General features: G+C 60.8%; 27 protein-coding genes. 12 read left to right on the top strand and 15 right to left on the bottom strand.

The window, feature by feature from the left end:
• Positions 1–541 precede the first annotated feature (541 nt).
• The 3 genes from JHW44_RS15955 to JHW44_RS15945 all read left to right on the top strand — a co-directional run bounded on the left by JHW44_RS15955 (position 542) and on the right by JHW44_RS15945 (position 3,667).
• Positions 542–1,510, top strand: coding sequence for an ABC transporter substrate-binding protein (locus tag JHW44_RS15955; RefSeq protein WP_089344423.1), 969 nt, complete (start codon positions 542–544; stop codon positions 1,508–1,510).
• 68 nt (positions 1,511–1,578) lie between these two features.
• The gene (locus tag JHW44_RS15950) at positions 1,579–2,613 is read left to right on the top strand and encodes an ABC transporter permease (RefSeq protein ID WP_089344343.1); all 1,035 of its coding nucleotides are present in this window, start codon (positions 1,579–1,581) and stop codon (positions 2,611–2,613) included.
• Positions 2,614–2,620: 7 nt separating this feature from the next.
• On the top strand, positions 2,621–3,667 hold the full coding sequence (locus JHW44_RS15945) for a quaternary amine ABC transporter ATP-binding protein (RefSeq protein WP_089344342.1): 1,047 nt from the start codon (positions 2,621–2,623) through the stop codon (positions 3,665–3,667).
• Between the two features lie 77 nt (positions 3,668–3,744).
• Here the strand turns inward: JHW44_RS15945 and JHW44_RS15940 are convergent, their stop codons facing one another.
• The 3 genes from JHW44_RS15940 to JHW44_RS15930 form a co-directional block, all read right to left on the bottom strand.
• A complete protein-coding gene (locus JHW44_RS15940; RefSeq protein WP_089344341.1) occupies positions 3,745–4,362 on the bottom strand; it encodes a DedA family protein in 618 nt (205 codons plus the stop codon).
• Positions 4,355–4,711 carry a hypothetical protein gene (locus JHW44_RS15935; RefSeq protein WP_089344340.1) on the bottom strand — a complete coding sequence of 119 codons (357 nt, stop codon included), beginning with the start codon at positions 4,709–4,711 and terminating at the stop codon, positions 4,355–4,357. The genes JHW44_RS15940 and JHW44_RS15935 overlap by 8 nt, the downstream gene beginning before the upstream one ends.
• A gap of 221 nt (positions 4,712–4,932) precedes the next feature.
• Positions 4,933–5,511: a hypothetical protein gene (locus tag JHW44_RS15930; RefSeq protein WP_089344339.1), complete on the bottom strand. Its 579-nt coding sequence runs from the start codon at positions 5,509–5,511 to the stop codon at positions 4,933–4,935.
• Positions 5,512–5,839: 328 nt separating this feature from the next.
• Between JHW44_RS15930 and JHW44_RS15925 the strand changes: the two genes are divergently transcribed.
• Complete coding sequence (locus JHW44_RS15925; protein WP_245847094.1) at positions 5,840–7,126, top strand: Hint domain-containing protein; 1,287 nt, start codon at positions 5,840–5,842, stop codon at positions 7,124–7,126.
• 243 nt (positions 7,127–7,369) lie between these two features.
• The gene (locus JHW44_RS15920; RefSeq protein WP_089344338.1) at positions 7,370–7,576 is read left to right on the top strand and encodes a cold-shock protein; all 207 of its coding nucleotides are present in this window, start codon (positions 7,370–7,372) and stop codon (positions 7,574–7,576) included.
• A gap of 95 nt (positions 7,577–7,671) precedes the next feature.
• On the opposite strand, the gene JHW44_RS15915 is transcribed toward JHW44_RS15920, so the two are convergent.
• The 8 genes from JHW44_RS15915 to JHW44_RS15880 all read right to left on the bottom strand — a co-directional run bounded on the left by JHW44_RS15915 (position 7,672) and on the right by JHW44_RS15880 (position 14,942).
• The gene (locus tag JHW44_RS15915) at positions 7,672–8,616 is read right to left on the bottom strand and encodes a LysR substrate-binding domain-containing protein (protein ID WP_089344337.1); all 945 of its coding nucleotides are present in this window, start codon (positions 8,614–8,616) and stop codon (positions 7,672–7,674) included.
• A gap of 71 nt (positions 8,617–8,687) precedes the next feature.
• The gene (locus JHW44_RS15910) at positions 8,688–10,043 is read right to left on the bottom strand and encodes an MmgE/PrpD family protein (RefSeq protein ID WP_089344336.1); all 1,356 of its coding nucleotides are present in this window, start codon (positions 10,041–10,043) and stop codon (positions 8,688–8,690) included.
• Positions 10,044–10,047: 4 nt separating this feature from the next.
• Positions 10,048–10,923 carry a polysaccharide deacetylase family protein gene (locus JHW44_RS15905; protein ID WP_089344335.1) on the bottom strand — a complete coding sequence of 292 codons (876 nt, stop codon included), beginning with the start codon at positions 10,921–10,923 and terminating at the stop codon, positions 10,048–10,050.
• A complete protein-coding gene (locus tag JHW44_RS15900; RefSeq protein WP_089344334.1) occupies positions 10,920–11,807 on the bottom strand; it encodes a polysaccharide deacetylase family protein in 888 nt (295 codons plus the stop codon). Before JHW44_RS15900 ends, JHW44_RS15905 begins: the two co-directional genes overlap by 4 nt.
• Before the next feature lie 56 nt (positions 11,808–11,863).
• The gene (locus JHW44_RS15895) at positions 11,864–12,682 is read right to left on the bottom strand and encodes an ABC transporter substrate-binding protein (protein WP_218822572.1); all 819 of its coding nucleotides are present in this window, start codon (positions 12,680–12,682) and stop codon (positions 11,864–11,866) included.
• Between the two features lie 36 nt (positions 12,683–12,718).
• The gene (locus tag JHW44_RS15890) at positions 12,719–13,480 is read right to left on the bottom strand and encodes an amino acid ABC transporter ATP-binding protein (protein ID WP_089344332.1); all 762 of its coding nucleotides are present in this window, start codon (positions 13,478–13,480) and stop codon (positions 12,719–12,721) included.
• Complete coding sequence (locus JHW44_RS15885) at positions 13,477–14,340, bottom strand: amino acid ABC transporter permease (RefSeq protein WP_089344331.1); 864 nt, start codon at positions 14,338–14,340, stop codon at positions 13,477–13,479. Before JHW44_RS15885 ends, JHW44_RS15890 begins: the two co-directional genes overlap by 4 nt.
• 167 nt (positions 14,341–14,507) lie before the next feature.
• Entirely contained in the window at positions 14,508–14,942 is a 435-nt protein-coding gene (locus tag JHW44_RS15880) for an Lrp/AsnC family transcriptional regulator (protein ID WP_089344330.1), read from the bottom strand.
• A gap of 129 nt (positions 14,943–15,071) precedes the next feature.
• Here JHW44_RS15880 and rocF point away from each other — a divergent pair, with 129 nt between their 5' ends.
• Together rocF and JHW44_RS15870 are read left to right on the top strand one after the other, a co-directional pair.
• A complete protein-coding gene (gene rocF / locus JHW44_RS15875) occupies positions 15,072–15,998 on the top strand; it encodes an arginase (RefSeq protein WP_179217711.1) in 927 nt (308 codons plus the stop codon).
• A 6-nt stretch (positions 15,999–16,004) separates the two neighbouring features.
• Complete coding sequence (locus JHW44_RS15870; protein ID WP_179217710.1) at positions 16,005–17,051, top strand: ornithine cyclodeaminase; 1,047 nt, start codon at positions 16,005–16,007, stop codon at positions 17,049–17,051.
• A gap of 85 nt (positions 17,052–17,136) precedes the next feature.
• Here the strand turns inward: JHW44_RS15870 and JHW44_RS15865 are convergent, their stop codons facing one another.
• The 4 genes from JHW44_RS15865 to JHW44_RS15850 all read right to left on the bottom strand — a co-directional run bounded on the left by JHW44_RS15865 (position 17,137) and on the right by JHW44_RS15850 (position 19,234).
• The gene (locus JHW44_RS15865; protein ID WP_089344329.1) at positions 17,137–17,391 is read right to left on the bottom strand and encodes a hypothetical protein; all 255 of its coding nucleotides are present in this window, start codon (positions 17,389–17,391) and stop codon (positions 17,137–17,139) included.
• Between the two features lie 166 nt (positions 17,392–17,557).
• Positions 17,558–17,749: an aldehyde dehydrogenase family protein gene (locus tag JHW44_RS15860; protein WP_089344328.1), complete on the bottom strand. Its 192-nt coding sequence runs from the start codon at positions 17,747–17,749 to the stop codon at positions 17,558–17,560.
• A gap of 27 nt (positions 17,750–17,776) precedes the next feature.
• Positions 17,777–18,130, bottom strand: a complete 354-nt coding sequence (locus JHW44_RS15855; RefSeq protein ID WP_089344327.1) for a Rieske (2Fe-2S) protein — start codon at positions 18,128–18,130, stop codon at positions 17,777–17,779.
• Positions 18,131–18,148: 18 nt separating this feature from the next.
• A complete protein-coding gene (locus JHW44_RS15850) occupies positions 18,149–19,234 on the bottom strand; it encodes an amidohydrolase family protein (protein ID WP_089344326.1) in 1,086 nt (361 codons plus the stop codon).
• A gap of 111 nt (positions 19,235–19,345) precedes the next feature.
• On the opposite strand from JHW44_RS15850, the gene JHW44_RS15845 reads away from it, so the two are divergent.
• The 5 genes from JHW44_RS15845 (at position 19,346) to JHW44_RS15825 (ending at position 25,546) form a co-directional block, all read left to right on the top strand.
• The gene (locus tag JHW44_RS15845) at positions 19,346–20,221 is read left to right on the top strand and encodes a LysR family transcriptional regulator (RefSeq protein ID WP_089344325.1); all 876 of its coding nucleotides are present in this window, start codon (positions 19,346–19,348) and stop codon (positions 20,219–20,221) included.
• 69 nt (positions 20,222–20,290) lie between these two features.
• Positions 20,291–21,352, top strand: coding sequence for an FAD-binding oxidoreductase (locus JHW44_RS15840; protein WP_089344324.1), 1,062 nt, complete (start codon positions 20,291–20,293; stop codon positions 21,350–21,352).
• A 118-nt stretch (positions 21,353–21,470) separates the two neighbouring features.
• Positions 21,471–23,168 (top strand): BCCT family transporter, encoded by a 1,698-nt coding sequence (locus tag JHW44_RS15835; protein WP_089344323.1) that lies wholly within the window; start codon positions 21,471–21,473, stop codon positions 23,166–23,168.
• Positions 23,169–23,471: 303 nt separating this feature from the next.
• Positions 23,472–24,758, top strand: a complete 1,287-nt coding sequence (locus JHW44_RS15830; protein ID WP_089344322.1) for an NAD(P)/FAD-dependent oxidoreductase — start codon at positions 23,472–23,474, stop codon at positions 24,756–24,758.
• Positions 24,755–25,546: a DUF1365 domain-containing protein gene (locus JHW44_RS15825; protein ID WP_089344321.1), complete on the top strand. Its 792-nt coding sequence runs from the start codon at positions 24,755–24,757 to the stop codon at positions 25,544–25,546. Before JHW44_RS15830 ends, JHW44_RS15825 begins: the two co-directional genes overlap by 4 nt.
• Positions 25,547–25,618 lie beyond the last annotated feature (72 nt).

Genomic DNA, 25,618 nt, shown 5'->3' with positions numbered 1-25,618 from the left:
ATTTCGTCCTGAACGGCGCGAAATCCCCCTTTGTTCATCTGCTGCGGTGATTGCGCCGATGCAGAGAGATGAGCTTGACCATGCGATATCGGATTGATCCCTGGCACGGTTGCATCCTTGCCAAAGGCTTCGGGATAGGCTGCAGGTAAGCTGGGATCGTCCGCCAGAATTTCCTTTTGGCGGGGCGGCGAAGGCACATGAAGGCATCAAGGCTTTGCCGTCGCGAGATGCGTCAGAAGCGGGCAGGCGGTTTGATGACGCGGCCCGGGGCGACCTTGCTCCAGATGGCCCTCCGGCTCATGAGCTGGCGCAGCAACAGCAAACAATCTGGTCCATACCCCCGCAGCGTGACTCTGCTGCGGGGGTTTTCATGTGTCGGGTTGCCCCGAATTTTTTTGGAAAAAAATGGCCAATAAAGTTCAATGAATGTCTAGATCGAGCAGTTCCCTGTCCGAATTGATGCAATTCTCAAGGCCACTCTGGCGCATGAAGGGCAAGAATCCCGGCGCTGAAAATGACAGAACCTGACAGGGAGACCAAGATGACCTTCAAAAGAATGCTATCTGCCGCAGCTATCATGACCGGATTGGGGGCATCGGGGGCGATGGCGGATTGCGGCGAGGTATCCATTACCGAAATGGACTGGGCCTCATCCGCTGTGGTGACATCGGTCGCGAAGTTCCTGCTGGAAAATGGCTATGGTTGCACGGTGAAGACCGTGCCTTCTTCGACCACGCCGGCCATGGCATCAATCGCGGAAACCGGTGAGCCGGACATCCTGACCGAACTCTGGACGAATTCCTCACCGATCTACGAGGAACTGCGCGCCGAAGGAAAACTGGTCGAGCTGGGCCATGTTCTTTCCGATGGCGGGATCGAGGCCTGGTGGATTCCGGCCTATCTTGCCGAAGCCCATCCCGAGCTGAAGACGCTGGACGGCATTCTTGCCAATCCGGAACTGGTAGGCGGACGCTTTCACGATTGTCCGGCGGGCTGGGCCTGTGATGTGGTGGATCTGAACAATGCCCGTGCGGTGGATATGGCCGGTCATGGCATAGAACGGTTCCAGCATGGTTCGGGGGAAACCCTCGCCACCGCCATCGCCGCGGCCTATGCCGCCAAGGAACCATGGTTCGGCTATTACTGGGCCCCGTCCTCGGTCCTTGGAAAATACCCGATGGTGCAGGTCGAAACCGCGCCCTTTGATCCCGAGGCGCATCATTGCAATGCCGATCCCGACTGCCCGGATCCCAAGCTGTCCGCCTTTCCCGTGGCCAAGGTGGTCACGGCTGTCGCACCGGACCTGCCGGACCGCGAGCCCGAGGTGGCCGAGTTCCTCAGACATATGTCCTTTACCAATGAGCAGATGGGCGCGATTCTGGCATGGCAGGACGACAATAAAGCTTCATATGAGGATGCCGCCGTCCATTTCCTGACCACTTACCCCGAGACCTGGTCAGCCTGGCTGAGCGATGACGCCCGCAAGAAGCTGGGCGCCTTGCTGCAATAGGAAAAATCGGTTCACTCCTGCCCCGTCGCGGATTCCGGCGGGGCGCTTTCAGAATGATGGAGAGCGGCATGGGTTTCTATGACGGTATTTTTGACTCGCTTGGCTTGCGTGGGTGGTGTGACAAGAACGCAGGTGACGGCCCGATGTCGATGGACCAGCTGTTGGGCAAGCTTGGCACCGACGGTGGGGGCGCGCCGACCGAGGGGTTTCCCTTTCCGTCGCTGGACGCGCTCCACGACAGCTGTTCCCGGATCATCCAGACCCGCGATATGACCTCGGCGGTCGAAAACCTGTTTCTTTCCGTCCGGGATGAACTCAAGTCCGTTCTTGATCCGCTGACCCAGCCGCTCAGCTGGGCGCTGGACAACATGCTGAATCTGTTCACGAACACACCATGGTGGGTGCTGGTGCCGCTGCTGATCGCGCTGGCCTGGCTGGTCACGCGTTCGATTGCCGTCACGCTGACTGTCGCCACATCCTTCCTGTTCCTGGGCGTCATCGATCACCTCGACCTGGCGCTGCAGACCCTGTCGATCATCTTCGTCTGCACCGGGCTGTGCGTGCTGCTGGGGGTGCCTATCGGCATTCTGATGTCCAAGTCAAATCTGATGCAGCGCGTCGCCATTCCCATTCTGGACCTGCTGCAGACCCTGCCCAGCTTTGTCTATCTGATCCCGTTGATATTCCTGTTTTCGGTGACGGAATCAAAACTTTACGGCATCGCCATCATCCTCTACGCGATCGTGCCGGTGATCCGTCTGACCGATCTGGGCATCCGGCTTGTGGACAAGGACGTGATCGAGGCCGCGGATGCCTTTGGCATGAGCAGGACGCAAAAGCTGCTGGGCGTGGAACTGCCCCTTGCGCTGCCCAACATCATGGCAGGGATCAACCAGACGATCATGATGAGCCTGGCCATGGTGGTGATCGCCTCGCTGGTCTCGGCTCCGGGGCTGGGGGTGCTGGTTCTGCGCGGCATTCGCAATCTGGAAATCGGGGTGGGCATGGTTGCCGGTCTGGGCATCGTCTTGCTGGCGGTGGTTCTGGACCGCAGTTCCAAGGCGGCCTTGCAGCGTATCAACGTCACCCATGAAGGAAAATGAGGTCAGGATGAGCGACATACCTCCTAAAATCCGCCTGCGCGGGCTCTACAAGATCTTTGGCGCGCATCCGCGCGAGATGATGCGTCATGTCCACGATGGGGTCGGCAAGGCGGAATTGTTGAAACGCTACAAGCATGTGCTGGGCCTGGAGAATATCAATATCGACATGCAGAAGAGCGAGACGACTGTGGTCATGGGCTTGTCCGGCTCGGGCAAGTCGACTCTCATCCGGCATCTGAACCTGTTGATCGAGCCCACTGCGGGCGAGATACTGATCGACGGGCAGGATGTGACCAAGCTGTCGCGGGCGGGGTTGCGCCAGCTGCGTCAGCACTGCATGTCGATGGTGTTCCAGAACTTTGCCCTGTTGCCGCATCGAACGGTCTTGCAGAATGCGGCAATGGCCCTGCAGGTTCAGGGAGTGGGCAAGGCCGAATCCGAAGAGGCTGCCCGCAAATGGCTGGCCCGTGTCGGCCTTGCAGGATACGAGGCGCGCTATCCGGCGCAGCTTTCGGGCGGGATGCAGCAGCGGGTGGGAATCGCGCGCGCCCTGACCTCGAATTCCGATATCATGCTGATGGACGAGGCCTTCTCGGCGCTGGATCCGCTGATCCGGACCGACATGCAGAATCTGTTGCTGGAATTGCAGGACGAACTGCACAAGACCATCGTCTTCATCACCCATGACCTTGATGAGGCCGTGAAACTGGCAGATCACCTTGTGATCCTGAAAGACGGTGCCGTCGTGCAGCAGGGCGAACCGCAGGAAATCCTGCTGAACCCCGCCGACCCCTATGTCGAGGATTTCGTCAGCGACATCAATCGCGCACGGGTTCTGAAGGTGAGATCGGTGATGAAACCGATCAATGCGGCTGGAAACTTTCAGGCCGATGTGGATGCCGAGGACACTCTGGAAAAGCTCATTGCCCTGTCCGAAGGCGACACGACAAGGCTGTATCGGGTGCTGCACCATGGTGCCCCGGTCGGCGAGCTGGATATGCGGGATCTGGTCAAGGCATTGGTGCCAAGGGCTTCCTCGCTGGTCGCCGCGTGAGGCCCAGGCAAGGAGATGATGCGGCTCCATGCCTGTTCATCAGCGGCAAATCACGGACAGATTTGGCAGCGACGCGGTCAAGGCATGTCAGCATGTGAGTTCGAGGCATCGGCCTTGCTGACTTTCCACAGCCAGCGTCCCAGGAGGACGACGGCCAGCAAGGCCACCATGAAGCCGCTGGCGTTGCCAAGCATGGTGCCGAGCGTGGTGATCTGATCCGAAAAGCTGTAGCCCAGACCGATGTAGATGCCGACCCAGAAGACTTCTCCCATCGCACCCCACAGGGCGAACTTGAGCCAGTTGTAGCGGGTGATGCCGCTGACCAGATTTACATAAGGGCCGAGCGGCGCGACGAGCCAGCAAGAGAGGAATACGCTGATCGGACCTTTTCGATCCATGTAGGATTTGGCGCTGTCACGCATTTTCGCGCGCTTGGGATGAGCATCAAGCCAGCCCGAGATGCGGTCGCCAAAAGCGCGGGCCAGAAGGTAGCCCAGGTTGTCGCCCGTTATCGCGCCCAGATAGGCGGCGGCCACGGTCATGGTCGTGTCAAGATCGCCTGTCGAGGCAAAGCTGCCGCCGGCCAGCATCATCAGCGAAGATGGAATCGGGACGCAAAGGCACGAGAGGAAGGTGACCGTAAAGAGGATCACCTCGCCATAGTTCGCCAAAAGATCAAGGATTGTCTCAGTCATCGCGACTGGCCCGATATGCTGCCGTGGCCTGGGTGACACGCTGCTGCAGTTCCTCGAGTGTTACACCATGTGCGGCGGCGATATCCTCAAGCCTGCGGCGGCGTGGCGGATCGCCCGGCTCAAAGAAGAGCGCCGGACCAAGGACATCGGGCGGAATGTCATAGGATTGCGCAACATAGCGCGGCGTCATCCATGGGGCGAGCGATTGATCCTGATGGCGAGGGTCATTCCAGTAGATCGCAGCGGCAATCGCATTGAACCCGAAATATCCCGCGACGCAGAACAGGGCGAGAAACGCCAGAAGCGCCATGCGGTGATGTGCCCAGAGCGATTTGAGACGGAGTAGCATTTCCTGCAGGCCTTCTGAGCCGATGTTTCAATGATGCTATACCGCTTCTGAACTGATGAAGCATCAGCCGAATGCCGACAAATGCGTCCGGGTTGAAGAATGGCTCTCTCCATCAGCCGTCAGAATTTCGGCAATGCTGCGGTTGACGCAGCAGCAGTAGAGGCGCGAAATGTCCCGCGTCTCGGTCCTTCCTGCGTCCAGCACCGAAGGTCTTGCGCGGCTCATTCGCTCCAGGAATGGACATGCACGTCGCGGCCCGAGTGCTCCTTCATGATCTTCACGGCCAGGTCTTCCTTTTCCTTGTCGCTGACCCGCACCCACAGAAGGATACCGCCATGTTCGATCTGGTTGGCGTAATAGTCCTTGTGGTGCTGGCCAGCGCGACGCGCCAGCAGCGTTCCGATCACCAGCGCCGGAAGGCCACCGATGGCGATGGCCGCGATGGAGGCCGCAACCGTGCTTGCCGCGGTCATCATCGCGGCCATGGCGACATATGATCCCACGAAGAAGAATCCGCCCGCGATGCTGCCCTCCAGCTCGCCGATGGCTTCTTCCGAAACGAAGGCGGCGCGGGGGGCTTCAGGATCATCTTCCAGTTCCGAGGCCTGCCAGAACCTGTCGCCCAGCTTTTCCTTCAGTGCCTGCTCTGACCCAAGAAGACTGATGTCATAGCGGCTGAAGCCGACCATCCGCAGGTCGTAAAAGGCCTGCTGAAGCGCCTCGAAACTGTCGAAGACCCCGACGGCCTCGGGAAGGTTGATGACAGTCGTCCTGTGTTGCGTGTCCTCGGTGCCGGTCATGATATGGTCCGCCTTTGCAAATGTCGCCTGACGGCCATCTTATCCCCAATGCGTTGTTTCGGTGTTGACCTGCATCAAGGATGATTCCGCGCCCGACTGGGGCTGATCCCACGCACCAGGGGTCACGGCTGTAATCCAGATCCTGACGCGCTGAGGGGCAAGACATTGATGATCGGCCCAAAATGGTAGCAGGCACGGGAAAGTTGGGATAAATACAATCATGAGTTGTGTCTTGCGGCCGTATTTGTCAAAGGCATTCGGTCGCTTTCATCGGCGTCACGACGATCGGTGAAATCCCACCTGAACTTCTTCAGTATGGAAGGCTCCCATGGCGCCACGTATTTTTGACTATGCGAATGATTTCGAAACCAGCCTGTCTGGCGCAACAAGCGACACGTCCGGAACTTCTGTCGGAGCGACGGATATGCCGGGCACCGATGCCGACAATGAATATGTGTTCTACTCGGGTGGCGGTGAACGCGCACGGCTGGACCTGAATGCGAATCTTGCTGCTGATGAACGCGTCACCTCCTTCAATGTCACGATGGAACTGGACATCAACGGAACCAGCGGGGCTTTCGGCAATGGCCAGCCCGACGGGCTGTCATTCAACCTGACAGATCAGTCGGCCCTGCCGGTATCGAGCACCGGGAACTATGAAAGTGGTGCGACCGAAGGTCTGTCGGTTGTCATCCTGCCCTATACATGGGACGGACTCTCCGGCAACGAGATGCAGATCCTGTGGGATGGAGAGGTTCTGGCCTCGACCTCGCTGGGGACCGAGGGTGAGGCACAGGGCCCCGAGACATTTTCCATCGGCGTTGACAGCGCAGGCAATGTGACTGTCAGCTGGGGTGACGATCTTGCTGTCAGCGCCAGCATACCCGACGATGAATGGGCGACGGCGGATCAGAGCAACTGGGATTTCATCATTGCCGGCCGTTCGGGCGGCAATGGCGGCGAAGCCTATATCGACGGCATTGATCTGGAGGCCTCGGTGGTCTGCTTTGCCTCTGGCACGATGATCCTGACCGACAATGCGCAGCAAGCGGTCGAGACATTGCAGCCCGGTGATCTGGTCATGACCCGCGACCGTGGTGCGCAACCGATCCGCTGGATCGGCTCGGTCATGCTGGACGCCGCGACCCTGCAGGACAACCCGAACCTGCGCCCGATCCGGATCGACGCGGGTGCCCTGGGCAATGGCACACCCGCGAACGATCTGCTGGTCTCGCCCCAGCATCGTGTGCTGGTGCGGTCAAGGATCGCACAAAGAATGTTCGGCACCGACGAGGTTCTTGTCGCAGCCAGGCAGTTGCTGAAGCTGGATGGTGTCGGTGTTGCAGAGGATCTGGCCGAGGTCGAATATGTCCATTTCCTCTTTGACCGCCATGAAGTGGTGTTCTCGAACGGGGCAGAGACGGAATCGCTTTATACCGGAGCGCAGGCGATGAAATCCGTCGGGCCGGCGGCGCGCGCCGAAATCCTGTCGCTGTTTCCCGAACTGCGCGACCGCGAGCAGGCTCCGGAATCCGCCCGCAATTTTCCCTCGGGCCGCCTGGCGCGCAAGCTTGTCGCGCGGCACCGGCAGAATGGAAAACCGCTTGTCATGTGATTGAACCGGGCGCGACCCCGGTCCTGGCCGAATATGGCCAGCCGGGATCGCGCAGGTATGGTGACGTAGCGTCAGTTTCGATTTCCTCTGGTCATATGCAAAGCGCTGTGACACAAGGTCCTTGCTACGTTACCTAAGTCGATCCCTGCTTTCCCTTCCGGACCTCAGCGAACTCGATACTGGCCGACTGCGCCACGCTGTTGCACTTCCGCGAACAGGTTGAAAATTACAGGAGATCTCACGATGGCCAATGGCACCGTGAAATGGTTCAATTCTACTAAAGGCTTCGGCTTCATCGCACCCGCTTCGGGCGGAAAAGACGTGTTCGTCCATATTTCTGCCGTCGAACGCGCTGGTCTGACCGGTCTGAGCGATAACCAGGCCGTCACCTTCGATATCGAATCCGGCCGCGATGGCCGCGAGTCGGCTTCCAATCTTCAGCTCGCCTGAACGATTGATACTGACTTGGAACGGGGCGCCTTCGGGCGCCCTTTTTCGTCATGGGACAGGGCCATGACCGTTTGGGCATGGTGGTTCATGAAACGCTATGCTCCGGGATGCCGGGATTGATCTTCGGCAGCGGATTCGGATTGCAGCCAGGACGCGAATGCCTGAACCTTTTCCGGCACGGACCGCCGGGCAGGATAAAGCGCAAAATAGCCGTGCCCGGTTTCGACCACCCGCGAAAACGGCGCCATCAGCACGCCGCGTGACAGATCATCGGCGACAAGACTGAGGTCGCCCATGGTCACGCCATAGCCATTTGCGGCGGCGGTGAAGGCGAAATCCTGCGTGTCAAAGACCTGATTGGAAAAACGGCGCAGGTCATATTCGCCTTCCGCGTTCAACCACAGGGTCCAGTCGCTGTGACGGATGTTGGAATGCAGCAACACGGAATTCACCAGATTTTCCAGAAGCGGCGGCTCACCCAGCAGGGGCAGATGGCTGGGCGCGCACATGGGGGTCAGTCGCTCGGTCAGCAGGTGCACGGTCTCCATTCCCGGCCATGGTTCCGTGCCATAGGTGATCAGCACATCGATATCCCCGGTCGAAAATGACGGGCGCGCAAACCAAGCCGTGTCGATGACCACGTCAAGATCGGGCAGCGATTTCTTGAAATTCGCAAGGCGCGGAAGGAACCAGCGCCGGGCGAAGGTCGGCGGCATCCGGACGGTGATGGATTGAACCCCGCGCCGGGTGGCGTCGAAGGTCGATCGAAGGGAACTGAGCAGCCCCTCGACCACGGGAACAAGCGCCATGCCCTGTTCGGACAGGATGACCTTGCGGGTATGTCTTTCGAACAGCGTGCAACTGAGATGATCCTCAAGTTGCCGGATCTGACGGCTGATGGCGCTTTGGCTCAGGTGCAATTCGCTGGCCGCCTGCGTGAAGCTGTTGGTCTGTGACACGACATAGAAACTGTGCAGCGTCTGCAGCGAGGGCAGGCGGGTGAGGTCGAATCGAGGCTCAGGACTCTTCACAGCAGACATATCCAACCGTTACCCGGGAATGTCGCCATAATCGTCACGGGTGCAAGAGATACAAGCCGATTTCGGGCGGATCAGCCCAACAGTTCCAGCAGAGGTGCAATGTCCGCTGCGTCATCGAGTTCAAGAACGAAATCCCGCAGCGCTTCGGTTCGGTCGCGCGACATGACCCGCTGACACAGGGCCTCGAATTTCGCGATGATCCGATCATCGCCAAGCGGATTCTGCGGCGCACCCAGCGGAAAGGGCACGGTTGCATGATGTCGCACATTGCCGGTGGTGACGACCGTGATGGCCGGTTCGTCCTCATCGGCCATCTCGGCGTCGATCTGCATGTCGAAACGGGCGAGCCATTGCGCAATCCGGGGTGAGGACCATGCCGGTGTTTCCAACTGATCCAGCCCCACCGTGCCATATTCCAGCCGCGCGGCCATCGCATAGGGCAGGCTCATCTGCGCCTCTGCCCGGCTGCCAAGGCGCGTGCCCCCGCACATCCCATGCTGGAAACCGCTGATCCGCACCTCGATCCGGGCCACATCTTCGGGGCGCAGCTTTTCGCGCGACAGAATCAGATCCAGCGCGTCGATTGCGGAATGTGTTCCCCGACAGGTGGCATGTGGCTTGATCGAGCAACGGTTCAGCCGCCAGAATCCGCCCCAATCCGACACAAGTTTATCGGGTTGGCCCGCATCGCGCGTGAAGGTCGGGAAGAATCCTCCCCAGACATCCTCGAACAGGGAAACCGGGCCGGTAAATCCCGCCGCTGCCAGTTGTGCCGCCATGAGGCCGCCCTCTGCGGCGCGACCGGAATGCAGCTTCTTGTTCTGGCTGCCGTCATGGATAAAGGCCCAGGTGCCCCCGGCCGTGGACCCCGCAATCGCCAGAGCCATCGCCAGTGCGGGCTCGTCCAGCCCTTTCAGGACAGCCACCGCCGCTGCCGCGCCGAATGGTCCGCAGGTGCCGGTGGAATGCCAGCCCAGCCCGTTATGGGTTTCATAGCCTCCGCTGGCCTCCAGAACCCGGCGCGCGACCTCATAGCCGATCAGGACCGAATGCAACAGGTCCGCCCCGCTGACAGGATGCCGGACGGTGGGTGCGCTGGCCAGAACGGCAGGCAGGACAACCGCGCCCGAGTGGTCACAGCCGCCTGAATCATCCAGTTCGAAGGCATGGGCGGAAATTCCGTTCAGCAATGCTGCCGAGCGCGGATCGCTGGACATGCCCAATGCCCATATCTTGCTTGGTCCCCCCGAGATGGGGGCGAAGGCTGCCATGGCCGTGGTCGTTTCCACGGATGCGGCCCCGGCCAGCGCGACGCCAAGCGTGTCGAGCACATGCAGCTTGGCCTTGTGACGCGTCGCCGCGTCGAAATCGGAAAATCGGGTCCCGCTGACCAGATTGGCCAGCTTTGGAAGGGTGGATTGTGACATTGATTCAGCCTTCCCGCAGATAGCGCGCATAGACATTCAGCGGATGGTCCGTTTCGAGTGGCAATCCCTGCTGTCGCGTCCATGCGGCGATTTCCGAGCCGGTCGCGAACCACACGTCATCATGGGCCTGCATATGTGCAATCAGCTTGCGCATCAGTCCGATCCGGCCGGGGGTGCCGGTCCATTCAGGCCGCAACAGCAGGGACAGACAAAGCCCGTATTTCCGGCAGGCGTCAAATTCCGCCATCCAGTTCGCCAGGACTCCGTCATACGAGGGGATGCGGGCCAGCCCGGCGGGAAATGCCGGTGCGAAATTGAACTGGAAATAGGGCCGGTCTTCGGTTTCGCTGTGAAAGGGAATTTCCACCAGCCCTTCGGGATGGATATAGGGCCAGTCGTCCCCTTGCAGCGTATGCGACCATTGGAAACCTGTCTCGCGCAGCTGCGTCGCGAATCCCGGCGGCCAATGGCCATGGGACAGCCGAAAGCCCTGAACCTCTTGCCCGGAAGCATCCTGCAGTGTCGCGCGGGCGCGCGCCAGAAGCGCGGCTCTTTCAGCGATCGACATCTGGTCCAGACGTTCCGTTCCCCAGCCATGGCAGGCGATTTCATGTCCTGATTGCGCGATCCGGGTGACCTGCTCTCCTCTGGTCACGCCCAGGGTGCCCGGCAGGAACCAGGTCGCCGGCAGCGCCGCGTCCTGCAGACATGCGATCATTCTATCGACGCCCCGCGCAGCCCCATATTGCCAGACCGAATGGCTTTTTTCCCGCGCGGGCAGTTCGGGCGCGCGGGCGGTGGCGTCGATCCCGTCATCAAAACCGATGCCCAGCATCACGGCACAGCTCTTGCCCTCGGGCCAGCAAAATCTCTGCGTCATGATGGCTCCTGTCCGGCGGGATAACCGGCCTGTTGCAATGACCAGCGCGCGATCTGGTCCAGCGTCGTCAGCCAGACATCGTCATGTTTTCGGATCGTCGAGAAAAGCCCGTCCAGAATCGCCAGCCGTGCCGGTTTTGCGCTGACCTTGGGATGCAGGATGGTCGTCCAGAACAGACCCTCGGCGTGATAGCCCTCGAATTCGGCACACCAATTGGCCAGCACCGCGCGATAGTCGCTGATGCGGTCATGGCCGGTCGGGAATGCGGGATCCTCGAAATAGGCCAGCGATGTATAGTCGTCCATGTCCCAGCGCCCGGCCAGTTCGACCAGCGGGACGGCACCCTCTGGTGCGGGATGGAAATAGGGGCGGTCCTCGCCCCGCATCGAGCTGGAATAGCGGATACCGAATTCGCGCAGCAGGGACGGTGTCTGGGCGGTCCAGTCCCCCGAGGGCGTGCGAAAACCGCTTGGCACAACGCCAAGGCGCGATCTGAACACCTCGCGCGAGCGTTGCATCACCTCCAGTTGCCGCTCGGGCGTCAGGTCGCGGAAGAATTCGTGATGATGCCCGTGATAGGCAACCTCGTGACCGGCGCGCAGGATGGCCGCGCAGCTTTCGGTCCATTGTTCCACAACCCAGGTCGGGATGAAGAAGGTCGCGGGCATTTCATGACGGGCAAGCAGGTCAAGCAACCGGGGCAGGGCGCGAAACGGGCCATAGGCCCCCTCGGTGAAATAGCGCGGGTTGTGGCGCAGTGCGCCGTCAAGCATGGCATCCCCTGTAGGCCCGTCCAGATCAAAGGCCAGACCGACAGCGGACCGGTATCCGTTTGGCCATGACAGGCCGTCCCGCGAATGCGGGTGTGTTGTAGAGGACTGCATCAGGGCACCAATCGCAGGGAAAAGATGCGCCGGGACCAGCCCGGCGCAGGGCGGGCTCAGTTGACGCCGTTCACGACGGCCTTTTCAACCGCGTTATGGTCAAGGCCCCATTTGGCCAGGATCTCGGCATATTCGCCCGAGCCGATCAGTTCATCCAGCGCCCTGGCGACATCGTCGCGCAGCTCGGGGTTGTCCTTGCTGAAGGCCATGCCAAAGACGTCATTGCTCAGCAGCGGTTCGCCGACCATGACATAGGTGTCCGGTTCCACGCGCATCTGCCATGCGATGGTTTCGATGCCCTGAACAACTCCGTCATAGCGCCCCTGGCGCAAGCCCAGCCGCGCGGCGTTGGAATCTTCGGTGCCTTCAAAGGTGATCGCGGGCAAACCGGCAGTGACGCAGTTGGCTTCCGACCAAGAGGTGACATTGTCGCCAAAGGTTGTCGAACGGCTGCCGGCAATGGTCTTGCCGCAGAAATCCTTGGTGCTCTTGAAGCTGTCGGCATTTTCCTTGACCGTGAACAGCATCGGACCCGTGGTCAGGTAATCCACGAAATCAACGCTTTCCTGACGTTTCGGGTTGTCGCTCATTCCGGACATGATCATGTCGCCGCGGCCCGTAGCCAACCCGCTGAGCAGGCTTTCGAAGCTGGAGGTGACAAAGACGGTTTCCAGCCCAAGCTTTCCGGCAATCGCATTGGCCAGATCGATATCCAGCCCGTCCAGCGTGCCTTCGCTGGGGTTGACGAATTCGATGGGCGGATAGATCGGATTGGTCAGGATGCGCAGTTCACCTTCGTTCAGAAGGGTCGGATCTGCCAAGGCAGCGTTTGCCAGCGTGGTCAGCACCGCTGCCGAAGTGAGAAGTTTCTTCATGTCCATTTCAGTCCTTTTCGGGATTTGGTCTGTTCTTTACAGAACGGCGGATACAAAGGCCTTGACCCTTGGATTCTTCGGGAATTTCAGGATGTCGTCGGGGCTGCCCTCTTCGACGATACGGCCCTGATCCATGAAGACCACGCGATTGGCGACCTCGCGGCAGAAGCCGATTTCATGGGTGACCACGATCATGGTCGTGCCCATGCTGGCAAGGGTCTTCATGACACCCAGAACCTCGCCCACCAGTTCGGGATCAAGGGCCGAGGTCGGTTCGTCAAACAGCATCGCGTCGGGTTTCATGGCCAGACTTCGGGCGATGGCGACACGTTGTTGCTGACCGCCCGAAAGCTGCGCAGGATAGGCGGATGCCTTTTCCGCCAGCCCGACCGTTTCCAGCAGCGCCATGGCCTCGGCCTTGCATTCCGCCACGGGGCGGCGCTGCACGACGACCGGACCTTCGATCACATTGGCCAGCACGGTCTTGTGTGGAAACAGGTTGAAGCGCTGAAAGACCATGCCGACCGCTTGCCGCTGCACGGCGATTTCACGGTCCGACAGGTGATACAGCTTGTTGCCCTGACGGCGATAGCCCACGATCTCGCCATTGACGGTGATATAGCCGCCATCGATCGTTTCCAGCTGATTGATGCAGCGCAGGAAGGTGCTTTTGCCCGAACCCGACGGGCCGATGACCGAGACGACCTCGCCCTTCTGGATCGAGAAGTCGATGTCCTTCAGGACGTGATTGTTGCCGAAATGCTTTTGCAGCTGATGGGCCTGGATGATCGGGTTCATGCGATCGCCTCCACCTGCTCGGTCCGGCTTGCCGAGCCCCAGCCCTGAGAGAAATAGCGTTCGATATAGATCTGCACGACCGAGAAGATCGTCACCAGCACCATGTACCAGAAGGCCGCCACGATCAGCAGTTCGATCACGCGGGAATTGACGTAATAGACCTCCTGCACCTTGCGCAGGACCTCGGAATACTGGATCACACTGGCCAGCGAGGTCAGCTTGATCATGCCGATGGTTTCATTGCCGATTGGCGGCACGATGACACGCATCGCCTGTGGCAGGACAATACGCCACAAGGCGCGCAGCCGGGTCATGCCGATGGCGGCGGCGGCTTCCATCTGTCCCTTGTCGATCGACAGGATGCCCGCGCGCACCACCTCGGCCGTATAGGCGCCCTGCTGGATGCCGAGCCCCAGAAGTGCCGCCGCAAAGGGTGTCATCACGTCCACGGTGCGGACCGAAAAGGTGTCGCCAAAGCCGATGGTCGGAAAGATCAGCGCAAGGTTGAACCACAGCAACAGCTGCAGCAGGGCGGGAACCCCCCGGAACAGCCAGATGTATCCGATGGCGATCGAGCGGATGACCCAATTGTTCGACATCCGCATGATCGCGGCGCAGACGCCCAGAAAGATGCCCAGTCCCATGGCGGCAAAGGTCATGACGATGGTGCTGACCAGTCCGACCAGAATGGGGCGTGCGAACAGGTTTTCCCCAACGACCGACCATTCGATCTGTCCAAGCCAGAAGGATCGCACGATGAGCAGCACCAGAAGCACGCAGACAGCGGCCAGGATGTTCGAGCCGATCTTCTTGGGTGGAACGACCTCCAGTCGCATTGCAGAGGAAGAAGCTTGGGACATGGAGCCTCCTTTCAGTGAGCTTGAATTGACATGGGTACAGAGGGCGGGCCCGGCACAAAAATGGCAATTTCGCATGGTATTCATGCGTGTTTTGCATAAATTGCCCGGACAGCCGGTTTCGCCGCCTTCGCGCGGCGTGATGAAGGGCTCGCCCTGCCTGGGCGGGTCTACAGCCGCTTTGCTGGTTTGCGGGTCGAAAGCAGCAGGTTCGTCTCGCTGATCAGCACACCGTCAAAGCGGCGGATATGGGCGATCACCTCGTCCAGTTCCTCCAGCGTCTGGGTGCCGATCTCGGCCATCAGATCCCATTTTCCATTGGTCGAATGCACCGCCTGCACGGCGGGCAGACCCAGAAGTCTAGCGGTAATCCGGTCTGCGCCGCGGCCCTCGATCCCGATCATCATCAGACCGCGCACTGGTGCGCGCGTGACATCCGCGCGGCTCAGCACCGTGAACCCGGCGATGTCACCACGCGCGATCATGCGTTCGATCCGGGTGCGCACCGTCGCCCGCGACAGTTTCAGATGATCGGCGATATCCGAATGCGTTGCCCGGCCATCGCGTCGCAATGCGGCAAGGATTTGTTGGTCGATGTCATCCATGGGAAATTACCGATTCGGCAGAAATAATTATCAAAATGGCAAATAGCATATGAAATTTGATCATAAAACCTGCTTAATCTGCCGTCGTTTCGCGCAATCATGGGGCACTGACATAAAATAGAGCGAAACATGAATGATCGTTGCATATTGATCGGCGCCCCCGTCGAAAGCGGACAGCGCTATGCCGGATGCCTGATGGGGCCGGCGGCCTATCGCGCCGGAAAACTGCCGGAAACCCTGATCTCTCTGGGCCGTGAGGTCGAGGACCGCGGCGATGTGATCCCGGCCCCGGCACGACCTGCGCAGATAGCCAATACCGCCGTTCATTCCCTGCCCGAGACCATCGCCTGGACCGAGGCGCTTGGCAGGGCTACGGAACGGGCCATGGCTGATGGTTTTCCCATCGTGATGGGCGGCGATCATTCGCTGGCGCTCGGCTCGGTTGCCGGTGTGGCGCGATATGCGCAGGAACAGGGGCGCCCACTGTTTGTTCTGTGGCTGGACGCGCATACCGATTTCCACACGCTCGAAACCACGCAATCGGGCAATCTGCACGGAACGCCCGTGGCCTATCTGGCCGGAAAGCCGGGCTTTGATCCCCTGCCGCCCTTTCCCGCACCTGTCCCGGCCGAACAGATCTGTCTTTACGGAATCCGTTCGATCGATCCGGCGGAACATGCCGCCCTGCTGGAACATGACATTCAGATCAACGACATGCGCGTGCTTGACGAAAAGGGTATTGCCGCGCCGCTGTCGGCCTTTCTCAAGCGCGTGAAACAGGCCAATGGCCTGCTGCATGTCTCGCTGGATGTCGATTTTCTTGATCCGGCGATTGCGCCTGCGGTGGGAACCACGGTTCCCGGCGGCGCAACCTTCCGCGAGGCCCATCTGGTGATGGAACTCTTGCATGAATCCGGGCTGGTAAGCTCGCTGGATCTTGTCGAGCTGAACCCGTTTCTGGACGAGCGCGGGCGCACGACAAATCTGATGGTCGATCTGGTTGCCAGCCTTTTCGGCCGCAAGGTCTTTGACCGTCCCACACGCAGCGCAGGATAAGCCAAGATGACTCAACAACCTTCTGCACAGGCCCTAGTGCCTTTCGTCTCTGTCGAAAACATGATGCGGCTGGTCCATCAGATCGGACTTGAACGGATTTTGATCGACCTGACCGATGCCATTGAAGAGGATTTCCTGCGCTGGGACTGTTTTGACAAGACGCCCCGCGTCGCCAGCCATTCCGATATCGGCGTCATCGAACTGATGCCGACATCGGACGGGCTGCGCTATGGCTTCAAATATGTGAATGGCCACCCCAAGAACACGCGCGAAGGGCTTCAGACCGTCACCGCCTTTGGCATGCTGGCCGAGGTCGCGACCGGCTATCCGCTGCTGTTGTCGGAAATGACCCTGCTGACCGCGCTGCGCACGGCGGCAACATCGGCGATGGCGACGCGCCATCTTGCCCCCGGCGATGCCACGGTCATGGCGATGATCGGCAATGGCGCGCAATCCGAATTCCAGGCACTGGCGCTGAAGGCCGTCAATGGCATCCGCGAGGTCCGGCTTTACGATATCGACCCCGAGGCCACGCGCAAATGTGCGGCCAATCTGGCCGGCAGCGGGCTGAAGGTCGTGCCCTGTTCCAGCCCGCAAGAGGCCATCGAGGGCGCGCAGGTCATCACCACCTGCACGGCGGACAAGCAATATGCGACGATCCTGACCGACAACATGGTCGGCGCAGGTGTCCATATCAACGCCATCGGCGGCGACTGCCCCGGCAAGACCGAACTGCATCGCGACATTCTGCACCGCGCGGAAATCTTTGTCGAATATACGCCCCAGACCCGGATCGAGGGCGAAATCCAGCAGGTCGCGCCGGACCATCCGGTGACCGAACTGTGTCAGGTGATCGCGGGCAAGGCACAGGGCCGCAGGGACGCGCGCCAGATCACCCTTTTCGACGGGGTCGGCTTTGCCATCGAGGATTTCTCGGCTTTGCGCAAGATCCATGACTATGTGCAGGATGGCAAATTCTGCCAGAATCTGGACATGATCGCCGATCCCGACAATCCGCGCGATCTGTTCGGCATGCTGATGCGCAGCAAGTAGAAAGCGCATCAGAAACGAAATCGGGCAGCCCGGTCAGGGGCTGCCCGTGAATGTGACGCGATGCGCCATGTCTGAAGGCTGCGGATCAGCGGATCTCGTTGGCGCGGGCAACTTCGGAGATGGTCGGGAATGCGGAGATGGTGACGATGGCATCGGCATCCAGATCAGCGCGGCTCAACTCGACCGAGGTCAGAACGGCCTTGGCGCGAAGCTGAACCGTCTTGTCGGCAACGACGGTCATGATGCCGTCGGGGCGCTCGTTCTTGGCGTTGGTGGCGGCGCCGGCAATGCCAGCGGTCAGGGTCAGGGCGGTCAGTGCGGTGATGATCAGGGTTTTCATGATAGGCTCTCCGGTATGTTCAGGTTGTGGGCGTCTTGCCCGTTATTGCGTCTCTGCAAGGCGATACGGCGCGCGCCCATCCTTTGTTACAGCCCGAAGACAAGTTTTCTTTTTGCCCCGATATATCCGTTTTCTTTGGGGAGTGATTCCGATCCGCTGCGGGTGGTCAAGGCCGCGGAATGAAAGTCCCGTGCCGCGCACCCTCGGCCTCGGCACGGGCGATATGGGCCATGACATGGCTGCATTGCGCCGCACTGACCAACGGCCCCATCTCGGTCGCCGGGTCCAGCGGATCGCCGATGGTGATGGCGGCCACCGCGCGTCCGGTCGCGGCGGGCTGGCAGGATTCGGGGGTCATCCATGCGGTCCTTCGATTGATCGGCTGTCAGATGCTGATGAACAGGTCCTCGCCCTCGACGCTGACATCGAAAGCGCGGGTCTTGACCTTGGGATCGACCAGGAATTCGCCGGTGCGGATGTCGAATTCCCATCCATGCCATGCGCAGCGGACGATTTCCCCGGCACGGTCATAGACGAACTCTGTCTGGTCGGTCTGTTTCGTGGTTCCGCAGACCGGGCCCTCGCATAATGCGGCACCCTTGTGCGGACAGATGTTGAGCAACGCATAAAAGCCGTCATCCAGCCGGAACACCCCGATGGGCATGTTCGAGACCGTCAGGATCTTGGCCTTGCCATCCTCGACCTCGGTCGCCTTGCAGAGAAAATGCTTGCTTGCCATGGCTGATCTTCCTTTCGACTATTCTGCGGCCTGAACGGCGGGGCGCGGCAGGCGGGTATAGGTTTCCAATGCGTTCAGACCGAAGATGCGTTCGCGCCATGCGGGCGGGACATGCAGCTTGTTCACATCGTCATAGTCCCAATGCGGATAGTCCGAGGCAAACATCAGCGTGTGCTCGCCATCCATGGCCTCAAGTGTCGCCCAGAGATGCTGGATGTTTGCGGGCTGCTCCAGCGGTTGCGTGGACAGGCGGATATGGTCCTTGAAATATTCCGAAGGCAGGCGTTTCAGCCAGGGGGTCTCCTTGCGCAGCGCCTTGTAGTTCGCGTCCAGCCGCCACAGCACCGAAGGCACCCAGGCAATGCCGCATTCGATGATCACGACCTTCAGCGAGGGCCATTTCTCGAAGACGCCATTGGCAATCAGGCTGGCCATATGGGTCATCGCCGATTGCGGCAGCAGCGCATGGGTTTCCCAGAAAAAGGTCGTCGGGCCCGCGCCGATGGGATTTGAATTGACGCCGCCCTGACCGCCCAGATGCATGGCAAAGGGCAGGCCCATTTCCGCGCAGGCCTCGTAGATGGGGAAATAGAAGGGATCGCCATAGGGGCGCGAGGCCCCGTGGCTGACCAGAACCTGCACGACACGGGGATGGCTGCCCAGGCGGCGGATTTCGGCAGCGGCCAGTTGCGGATCCTGCGGCGCCACGACGATCGATCCCCAGAACCGGTAATCCTTGGGCAGCCAATAGTCAATCATGTAGTCATTATAGGCCCGGCACAGCGCGTCTGCGTAATAGCCATTAGCCAGGGTCGAGGCCTCGATCGGCTCATCCCCGGTCAGGATCGCCGCGCCGATCTTGTATTTGTCCAGATGCTTGGCCTTCATGATCAGGTAGTTGTCGTCTTCCTCGACCGGATTGATGTCGTGGCGCGCAAATCCCTCGGGGTGGAACCAGGGACGGTGGCCATGGGGAAAGGCGCCGCGCGGGCCGGTTCGTTCCCCGCGCATGAACATGTCCTTGAACAGCCCCTCGGGCATATATGGTTCCAGCACAGTTGCGCTGCACCAGTAGTTGTGGCAGTCACAGTCGACAATGAACATGATCGGTTCCTTCTCCGGGTCTTGATGCGTGATATCGGGGCAAGACTAGGGCTATGGATCATGCGATTAAACGCTGTTGAAACGCACTCTTTAATCGGGAATGGCGATTGAATGGACCGGGACCTGCTGCTGACCTATCTGGATGTTCTGGAGACCCGGAACTTCAACCGCAGCGCGGACCGGATGAATGTCACGCAATCCACGGTCAGCGCCCGTATCCGTCAGCTGGAGAACAATCTGGGCGCGCGGCTGTTCGAACGGGGCCGTGGCGGGGCCGAACCGACCGCCGCCGGCCGCCATTTCGAGACCCATTGCAGGTCGCTGCTGGCCGCATGGAGCCTGGCCCGGCGCGAGATGTCGGCCGGCGGCACGCCCAACAGCCGCAAGCTGCGCGTTTCGGTCCAGTTCACGTTGTCGCGCAGCATCCTGCTGCCGTGGATGCTGCGGATGCGCGAGATGTATCCGAAGCTGGACCTTTATCTCGAGGCGAATTTCTCGCAACAGATCCAGCGTGATGTCCTGTCGGGGGAAACGGATGCCGGCATTGTCTTTGCGCCGCAGCTGTTCCCCGATGTCCAGGTCCGCGAGTTGGGCAGAACGGATTTCGTTCTGGCCTCGACCGATGCGGATACATTGGCACAGATGGACTGGAACCGTTATGTCCGGGTTGCCTATACCTCTTATTTCGAGCGTCAGCACGATGATCTGCTGCCCGCGTCAAGCGGTGTCATCACCGCCGTCGGCAGTGACAACCTGGCGATCCAGGTGCTGAAGGCGCAGGGCGGCAGCGCCTATCTGCCGCGTCTGGCTGTGAACGCCCTGACACAGGAAATGCCGGCGCTGCATGTGGTGCCGGATGCGCCGGTGATCGCGCTGCCGGTCTATTCGATCTGCCATGTCCGCAAGAAATCCGATCCGCTGATCACCAGCGCAGTGACGGTGTTCCGCGACCTGTTGGCCGATGCTTCAATCGACAAATTCGATTAAACACGCAGAGCTGCGCCGTTATTCCCGTCCGTTCTTCGTCATAGCCTGACGAAAAATGGAAATCGCGACATGTATCTGGCCAGCCAATCCCCCTTCTCGCTGTCGAAAGCGAACACGCAGCCCTGCTATTCCGGCGGGCCGACGACCTTGATCTGCAAGGCGGTGATAGACGAAACCCATGACAGCAAGACCTTTGTCTTCGAGGACGAAAAGAACCGCAGCTTCGATTTCAAGCCCGGTCAATATGTGACCTTCCGCTTTCAGATCGGTGACCAGACCCATGTCAGGGCCTATTCCATTTCCTCGACGCCGACCCGGCCACATAACATTCAGGTCACGATCAAACGCTGTCCCGACGGGCTGGTGTCGAACCATCTCAATGACAATCTGAAGCCCGGCGACCGGGTCGAGGTCGCGGATATTTCGGGCGGTTTCAACTGGCTGGACATTCCCTGCGACCGACCGCTGTTCCTGTCTGGCGGGTCCGGGATCACGCCGGTCATGTCCATGCTGCAATATATCACCGACATGACGCTGCCGACCGAGGCCGTCTTCCTGCATTTCGCGCGCTCACCCAAGGATATCATCTTCCGCGATCAGCTTGAATTCCTGGCCAAGCGTTTTGCCAATGTGACGGTGCATCTGATCGTCGAGACCGGCAATGATGACGGTTTTGACGGCGAGACCGGGCGCATCTCGGCCGATCTGATCCGCCGCCTGGTGCCGGATCATGCCTCGCGAGAGCTTTTCGTCTGTGGTCCCGAAGGTTTCATGGCCGCGGCCCGCGCCGTTGCCGCCGATGTCACATTTGCCGCCCTGCATGAGGAAAGCTTTGGCGAAAGGATCACGCTGGAGGAATCCGGCAGCACCGGTGGCGAGGTGTTCTTTTCGCTCAGCGGCGTCAATGGTCATTGCGGCGAGGGCGAGACCCTGCTGCAGGCGGCGCTGAACTCCGGGATCTGGATCGAATCCTCGTGCCAGCAAGGAGTCTGCGGCAGTTGCAAGGTGCTGATGACTCAGGGAGAGGTCGAAACCCGCAACATGGGCGGGCTGCAACCTGACGAGGTCGAACAGGGCTATGTCCTGACCTGCTGCAGCTGGCCCAAGGGTGCGGTGGCGCTGGACGCCTGACCCGATGGCCCCGCGCGGCCCTTTGCCGACATTGGAACGAAACAGGGCCCGCCTGCCGAAAGCGGGGCCATGACGAACCGGAATACACCAATGGAACCAGCCAACAGGGAGAACAGGGATGTCATCAGCCAGACGGGATATCAGCCCGCCATTGACCGAGTTGCCCATCAGGACGGCCGATCGCGGCTTTTATGACGGTTTCAGCCCCGATGTGACCGTCACCGCCAAGATACTTGTCGGCGCGCTGATCATCTGGGCCATCGCATTCCCGGAACATGCCGGAACCATGCTGAATGCGATCAAGGAGGTGATCCTGACCAATTTCGCGGCCTGGTATATCTATATCATGACCTTCTTCGTGATCTTCTGCATCGGACTGGCGATCCTGCCGGCATCGGGCAGGCTGAAGATCGGGCGCGACGAGGACGAGCCGGAATTCTCGCGCTTTTCATGGTTCTCGATGATGTTTGGCGCCGGAATCGGCGTGGGCATGTTGACCTGGGCCGTGGCCGAGCCGGTCTATCATTTCAACAACAATCCCGAAGTCATTCAGAATCTGGCCAACTCGGGCGGGCGAGACAACCTGCTCAATGCCTTCAAGTGGTCCTATGTGGACTGGGGGTTTTCGGCATGGGCAACCTATGCCGTTGCGGGGCTGGGCATCGGATTCTTTGCCTATCGCCGCGGGCTGCCGCTGACGGTCAGATCCGCGCTGACCCCCTTGTTCGGCAGTCGCCTGTCGGGATGGCCGGGACATGCGATCAATGTCTTCGCGGTGATCGCCACCGTTCTTGGCGTGGCGCAGACCATCGGGCTTGGCGTTGAACAATTCGTGGCGGGCATGTCGCGGATCGGCATGGGTGACTGGTTGCTGAACAGCGGGGGCACGGCCTCGGTCGCGGGTGTGGTTCTGGGTCTGGTCATCATCATGACGGCCTCGACCATGTCGGCGCTGTCGGGCGTGGGGCGCGGGATCAAATGGCTGTCCAACCTGAACATGGCATTGTCCATCGTCTTGCTGAGCTTCTTTCTGGTCTTCGGCTCGACCGCCATGGGGCTGCATGCGCTGTTTCTTGGCATGTGGGACTACGTTCGCGCACTGCCCGAGATGCTGTTCACGGTCTATCGGGCCGATGGGGCGGGCGGCGTGGCGGATCAACTGACCAAATGGCAGGATGCATGGCCGGTATTCTACTGGGCATGGTGGATCTCATTTGCGCCTTTTGTGGGCCTGTTTCTGGCGCGCATCTCGCGCGGGCGCACGATCCGCGAGTTCATGCTGGGCGCGGTGCTGGTGCCGGCGCTGATGTGCTTTGTCTGGTTTGCCTTCGCCGGTGGCACAGCCATCGACCTGGAATTGAATGGCGGCGCGGCGGGGCTGATCTTCGGGGCCTCGGATGGTGACAAGATCTTTGCCATCACGAATTTCCTGCTGGGCGATGTCATGGGCTGGCTGATGGCGGTGCTGATCGTCGTGCTGCTGATGACCTTTCTTGTGACCACGGCGGATTCGGCCGTGCTGATCGTGAACACCATCAATGCCGCCGGGAACGAAGGCCCCAAGGCGCGCAGGCATATCCTGTTCTGGGGCGTGGCACTGGGGCTGGTGGTCGGCGCGCTGCTGCTTGTCGGCGGCTTGCAGGCGATCCAGACCGCCATCGTCATTGGCGCGCTGCCGTTCTCGGTGGTCATGGTCCTGATCTGCGCGGCTTTGGTCAAGGCGATCCTGCGCGACAGCCTTCGCGCCTCGCGCGGGTTGCCCACGACCTATGCCGACAACGACGGTGCCGCCTTGTCCGCCACGTTGCCAGAGTGACGGCGGCGCGCGGATTCCGGCGGAATCCTCTGGGGGCGACAAGCCTGCTGGACAGTTGACGCCCCGGAGCGCGGGCAGGCTGCGGCCTGCCCCAGATTCCTTACCGCGTCACCAGGCGGCTCCGGTTTGACTGGGGCCGTTTCGACACCTCCTTCCGACCCCGGGGTGCAAACTGGTGACAAGGGGGGATCCAAATCGCGCCTTGCGGCGTTGATGTCGCAATGGGTGACATGCGGAACCTGACAGGGCGGGCAATCATGCATGCTTCGAGGTGGCGGCATGCATGGCGTAAAGAGGTAAGGGTTGGGCGAGGCAGGCAGGACGCGAATAGCGGTAATTGGCAGCGGGATTTCAGGGCTGGGCACGGCCTGGCTACTGGACCCGCATCACGACATCACCTTGTTCGAGGCAGAAGCGCGCGCGGGCGGCCATGCCCGGACCGTTCACGCCGAGGGCGTCGATGTCGATACGGGGTTCATTGTCTGCAACCGGCGCACCTATCCCCTGTTCATTCCCATGCTGGAAAGGCTGGGGATTGCCCTGGAAGCCAGCGACATGTCCTTTTCCGCCAGCTTTGACGGCGGACGCTATGAATACGGGACGTTTTCCGCCCGCGCGATGTTCGCCCAGCCCCTGTGCCTGATGGATGCCGGGCATTGGCGGTTGATCCGCGATATTCTCAGGTTCTTTCGCCATGCAAACAACCACGCGGGCCATGAAGGCAGCATCGGAGAACTGATCGGGACCCTTGGTCTGGGCGATGAATTCCGCGACCGTTTCCTGCTGCCGATCTCGGGGGCGATCTGGTCTTCGCCGACGGCGGACATGATGCAGTTTCCGGCGGGAACCTTTGTGCGCTTCTTTCACAATCACGGCCTGCTGTCAGTGGGCGGGCAGCCGCAATGGCTGACCGTGAAAGGCGGATCACGGCGATATGTCGATGCGATCCTTGCCGGGTTGCGCGGCGGGCTGCGCCTGTCCAGTCCGGTGCGTTCCGTGCGTCGTCAGGCCGATGGGGTCATCCTGTCCACCGCGCAGGGAGAAGAGCGTTTCGACAGGGTCGTCTTCGCGACCCATGCCCCGCAGGCTCTGGCGGCGCTGGAACAGGCCGATCCCGATGAGGTGGCGATCCTTGGCGCCATGCGGACACAGGCCAATCGCGTGGTGCTGCATTCCGATCCGCAGCTGATGCCCCGGCGGCGCTCGGCCTGGGCGTCGTGGAACTATGTGACAAAAGGCGGGATTCCCTCGACGGACCGCCCGATCAGCCTGTCCTACTGGATGAACCGCCTGCAAAATCTGACCACGCCGCGCCCGCTGATCGTGACCCTGAACCCGGAAACTGAACCCCGCCACATTCACGACGAGGCCAGCTTTGCCCATCCGCAATTCGATGCCGCCGCCATCAGCGCTCAGGGGCGGCTTCACGAAATCCAGGGCAGGGGCGGGGTCTTTTACGCCGGTGCATGGACGCGCCATGGGTTTCACGAAGACGGCCTGTTGTCGGCCCTGCGCGTGGCGCAGGCCATGGGCGTGCAATGGCCCCTGGGGCCGGATCCGACCGTTGCGCCCCGTCAGGAGGCCTCATGAAGGTGGATCTCTGGAGCGGGGCACTGATCGATACGGCGATCTGGCATGCCCGCAGCGGCGACATCGCGCGAGAGTTTCGCTATCGTGCCGTCCATGTCGCCCTGCCGCTTGCGGCGCTGGAGGCGGGAAAGCTGCCGCTGCGTCTTGATCGGCCGGGGCTTTGGCGGCTGCGACGCTCCGATTACGGTTGGCGCGACGGCAGGTTGCCCAGCAATTTCATCGCGGACCAGCTGAGATCGGCCGGGCTGGAGCATTGCGCAATCACGCTGGTCACCATGCCGCGCGGCCTGTTGCATGGATTCAATCCGGTCAGTTTCTGGCTGGCCCGCGACGATGCCGGGCTGCGCGCGGTGCTGGCCGAGGTCTCCAATACGTTTGGCGAGCGTCATTGCTATCTGTGCCATCATGCCGACGGTCGGATCATCGTGCCGACGGACCGCATGGTGGCGCAAAAACTGTTCCATGTGTCTCCCTTTCTGCCGCGAGATGGACACTATCTGTTTCGCTTCGATGCCGGACCGGGGCGGTTCGGGGCCTGGATCGACTGGATCGGGGAGAATGGCGAAACCGGGCTGCAAACCTCGATGACGGGTCGGGCAAGGGCGTTGACGGGGCCGGCGCTGTGGCGGGCCGCATTGCGCAGACCCGTTCAGTCGCTGGTCGCCAGCGGCCTGATCCATTGGCAGGCCCTGAAGCTGGCCCTGCGTGGTGCCCGCTATCGCAGCAAGCCGGAACAACTGGACAGGACCCGGTCCCAAACCCGGGATGAAGGCGAGCGTGATGCCTGATCGGCGTTTCAGCCCCGCTGCCTGCGCCCCTCCGCGCCCATGCGGTCATATCTGGGCCATATCCGCGACGGT

The sequence above is a fragment of the Paracoccus seriniphilus genome (assembly GCF_028553745.1).
GTDB classification, from domain to species: Bacteria; Pseudomonadota; Alphaproteobacteria; order Rhodobacterales; family Rhodobacteraceae; genus Paracoccus; species Paracoccus seriniphilus.
This window is presented reverse-complemented; position numbering and strand designations above follow the sequence as displayed.

Excerpts from the sequence above, each read along its gene's own strand:
- JHW44_RS15890 (WP_089344332.1), bottom strand. The coding sequence starts at position 13,480 with ATGAACCCGATCATCCAGGCCCATCAGCTGCAAAAGCATTTCGGCAAC.
- JHW44_RS15870 (WP_179217710.1), top strand. The coding sequence starts at position 16,005 with ATGACTCAACAACCTTCTGCACAGGCCCTAGTGCCTTTCGTCTCTGTC.
- JHW44_RS15955 (WP_089344423.1), top strand. The coding sequence starts at position 542 with ATGACCTTCAAAAGAATGCTATCTGCCGCAGCTATCATGACCGGATTG.
- JHW44_RS15850 (WP_089344326.1), bottom strand. The coding sequence starts at position 19,234 with ATGTTCATTGTCGACTGTGACTGCCACAACTACTGGTGCAGCGCAACT.
- JHW44_RS15855 (WP_089344327.1), bottom strand. The coding sequence starts at position 18,130 with ATGGCAAGCAAGCATTTTCTCTGCAAGGCGACCGAGGTCGAGGATGGC.
- JHW44_RS15940 (WP_089344341.1), bottom strand. The coding sequence starts at position 4,362 with ATGACTGAGACAATCCTTGATCTTTTGGCGAACTATGGCGAGGTGATC.
- JHW44_RS15880 (WP_089344330.1), bottom strand. The coding sequence starts at position 14,942 with ATGGATGACATCGACCAACAAATCCTTGCCGCATTGCGACGCGATGGC.
- JHW44_RS15895 (WP_218822572.1), bottom strand. The coding sequence starts at position 12,682 with ATGAAGAAACTTCTCACTTCGGCAGCGGTGCTGACCACGCTGGCAAAC.
- JHW44_RS15865 (WP_089344329.1), bottom strand. The coding sequence starts at position 17,391 with ATGAAAACCCTGATCATCACCGCACTGACCGCCCTGACCCTGACCGCT.
- JHW44_RS15935 (WP_089344340.1), bottom strand. The coding sequence starts at position 4,711 with ATGCTACTCCGTCTCAAATCGCTCTGGGCACATCACCGCATGGCGCTT.
- JHW44_RS15900 (WP_089344334.1), bottom strand. The coding sequence starts at position 11,807 with ATGCAGTCCTCTACAACACACCCGCATTCGCGGGACGGCCTGTCATGG.
- JHW44_RS15885 (WP_089344331.1), bottom strand. The coding sequence starts at position 14,340 with ATGTCCCAAGCTTCTTCCTCTGCAATGCGACTGGAGGTCGTTCCACCC.
- JHW44_RS15825 (WP_089344321.1), top strand. The coding sequence starts at position 24,755 with ATGAAGGTGGATCTCTGGAGCGGGGCACTGATCGATACGGCGATCTGG.
- JHW44_RS15945 (WP_089344342.1), top strand. The coding sequence starts at position 2,621 with ATGAGCGACATACCTCCTAAAATCCGCCTGCGCGGGCTCTACAAGATC.
- JHW44_RS15905 (WP_089344335.1), bottom strand. The coding sequence starts at position 10,923 with ATGACGCAGAGATTTTGCTGGCCCGAGGGCAAGAGCTGTGCCGTGATG.
- JHW44_RS15950 (WP_089344343.1), top strand. The coding sequence starts at position 1,579 with ATGGGTTTCTATGACGGTATTTTTGACTCGCTTGGCTTGCGTGGGTGG.
- JHW44_RS15930 (WP_089344339.1), bottom strand. The coding sequence starts at position 5,511 with ATGACCGGCACCGAGGACACGCAACACAGGACGACTGTCATCAACCTT.
- JHW44_RS15860 (WP_089344328.1), bottom strand. The coding sequence starts at position 17,749 with ATGACCCCCGAATCCTGCCAGCCCGCCGCGACCGGACGCGCGGTGGCC.
- JHW44_RS15840 (WP_089344324.1), top strand. The coding sequence starts at position 20,291 with ATGTATCTGGCCAGCCAATCCCCCTTCTCGCTGTCGAAAGCGAACACG.
- JHW44_RS15920 (WP_089344338.1), top strand. The coding sequence starts at position 7,370 with ATGGCCAATGGCACCGTGAAATGGTTCAATTCTACTAAAGGCTTCGGC.
- JHW44_RS15910 (WP_089344336.1), bottom strand. The coding sequence starts at position 10,043 with ATGTCACAATCCACCCTTCCAAAGCTGGCCAATCTGGTCAGCGGGACC.
- JHW44_RS15835 (WP_089344323.1), top strand. The coding sequence starts at position 21,471 with ATGTCATCAGCCAGACGGGATATCAGCCCGCCATTGACCGAGTTGCCC.
- JHW44_RS15845 (WP_089344325.1), top strand. The coding sequence starts at position 19,346 with ATGGACCGGGACCTGCTGCTGACCTATCTGGATGTTCTGGAGACCCGG.
- JHW44_RS15925 (WP_245847094.1), top strand. The coding sequence starts at position 5,840 with ATGGCGCCACGTATTTTTGACTATGCGAATGATTTCGAAACCAGCCTG.
- rocF (WP_179217711.1), top strand. The coding sequence starts at position 15,072 with ATGAATGATCGTTGCATATTGATCGGCGCCCCCGTCGAAAGCGGACAG.
- JHW44_RS15915 (WP_089344337.1), bottom strand. The coding sequence starts at position 8,616 with ATGTCTGCTGTGAAGAGTCCTGAGCCTCGATTCGACCTCACCCGCCTG.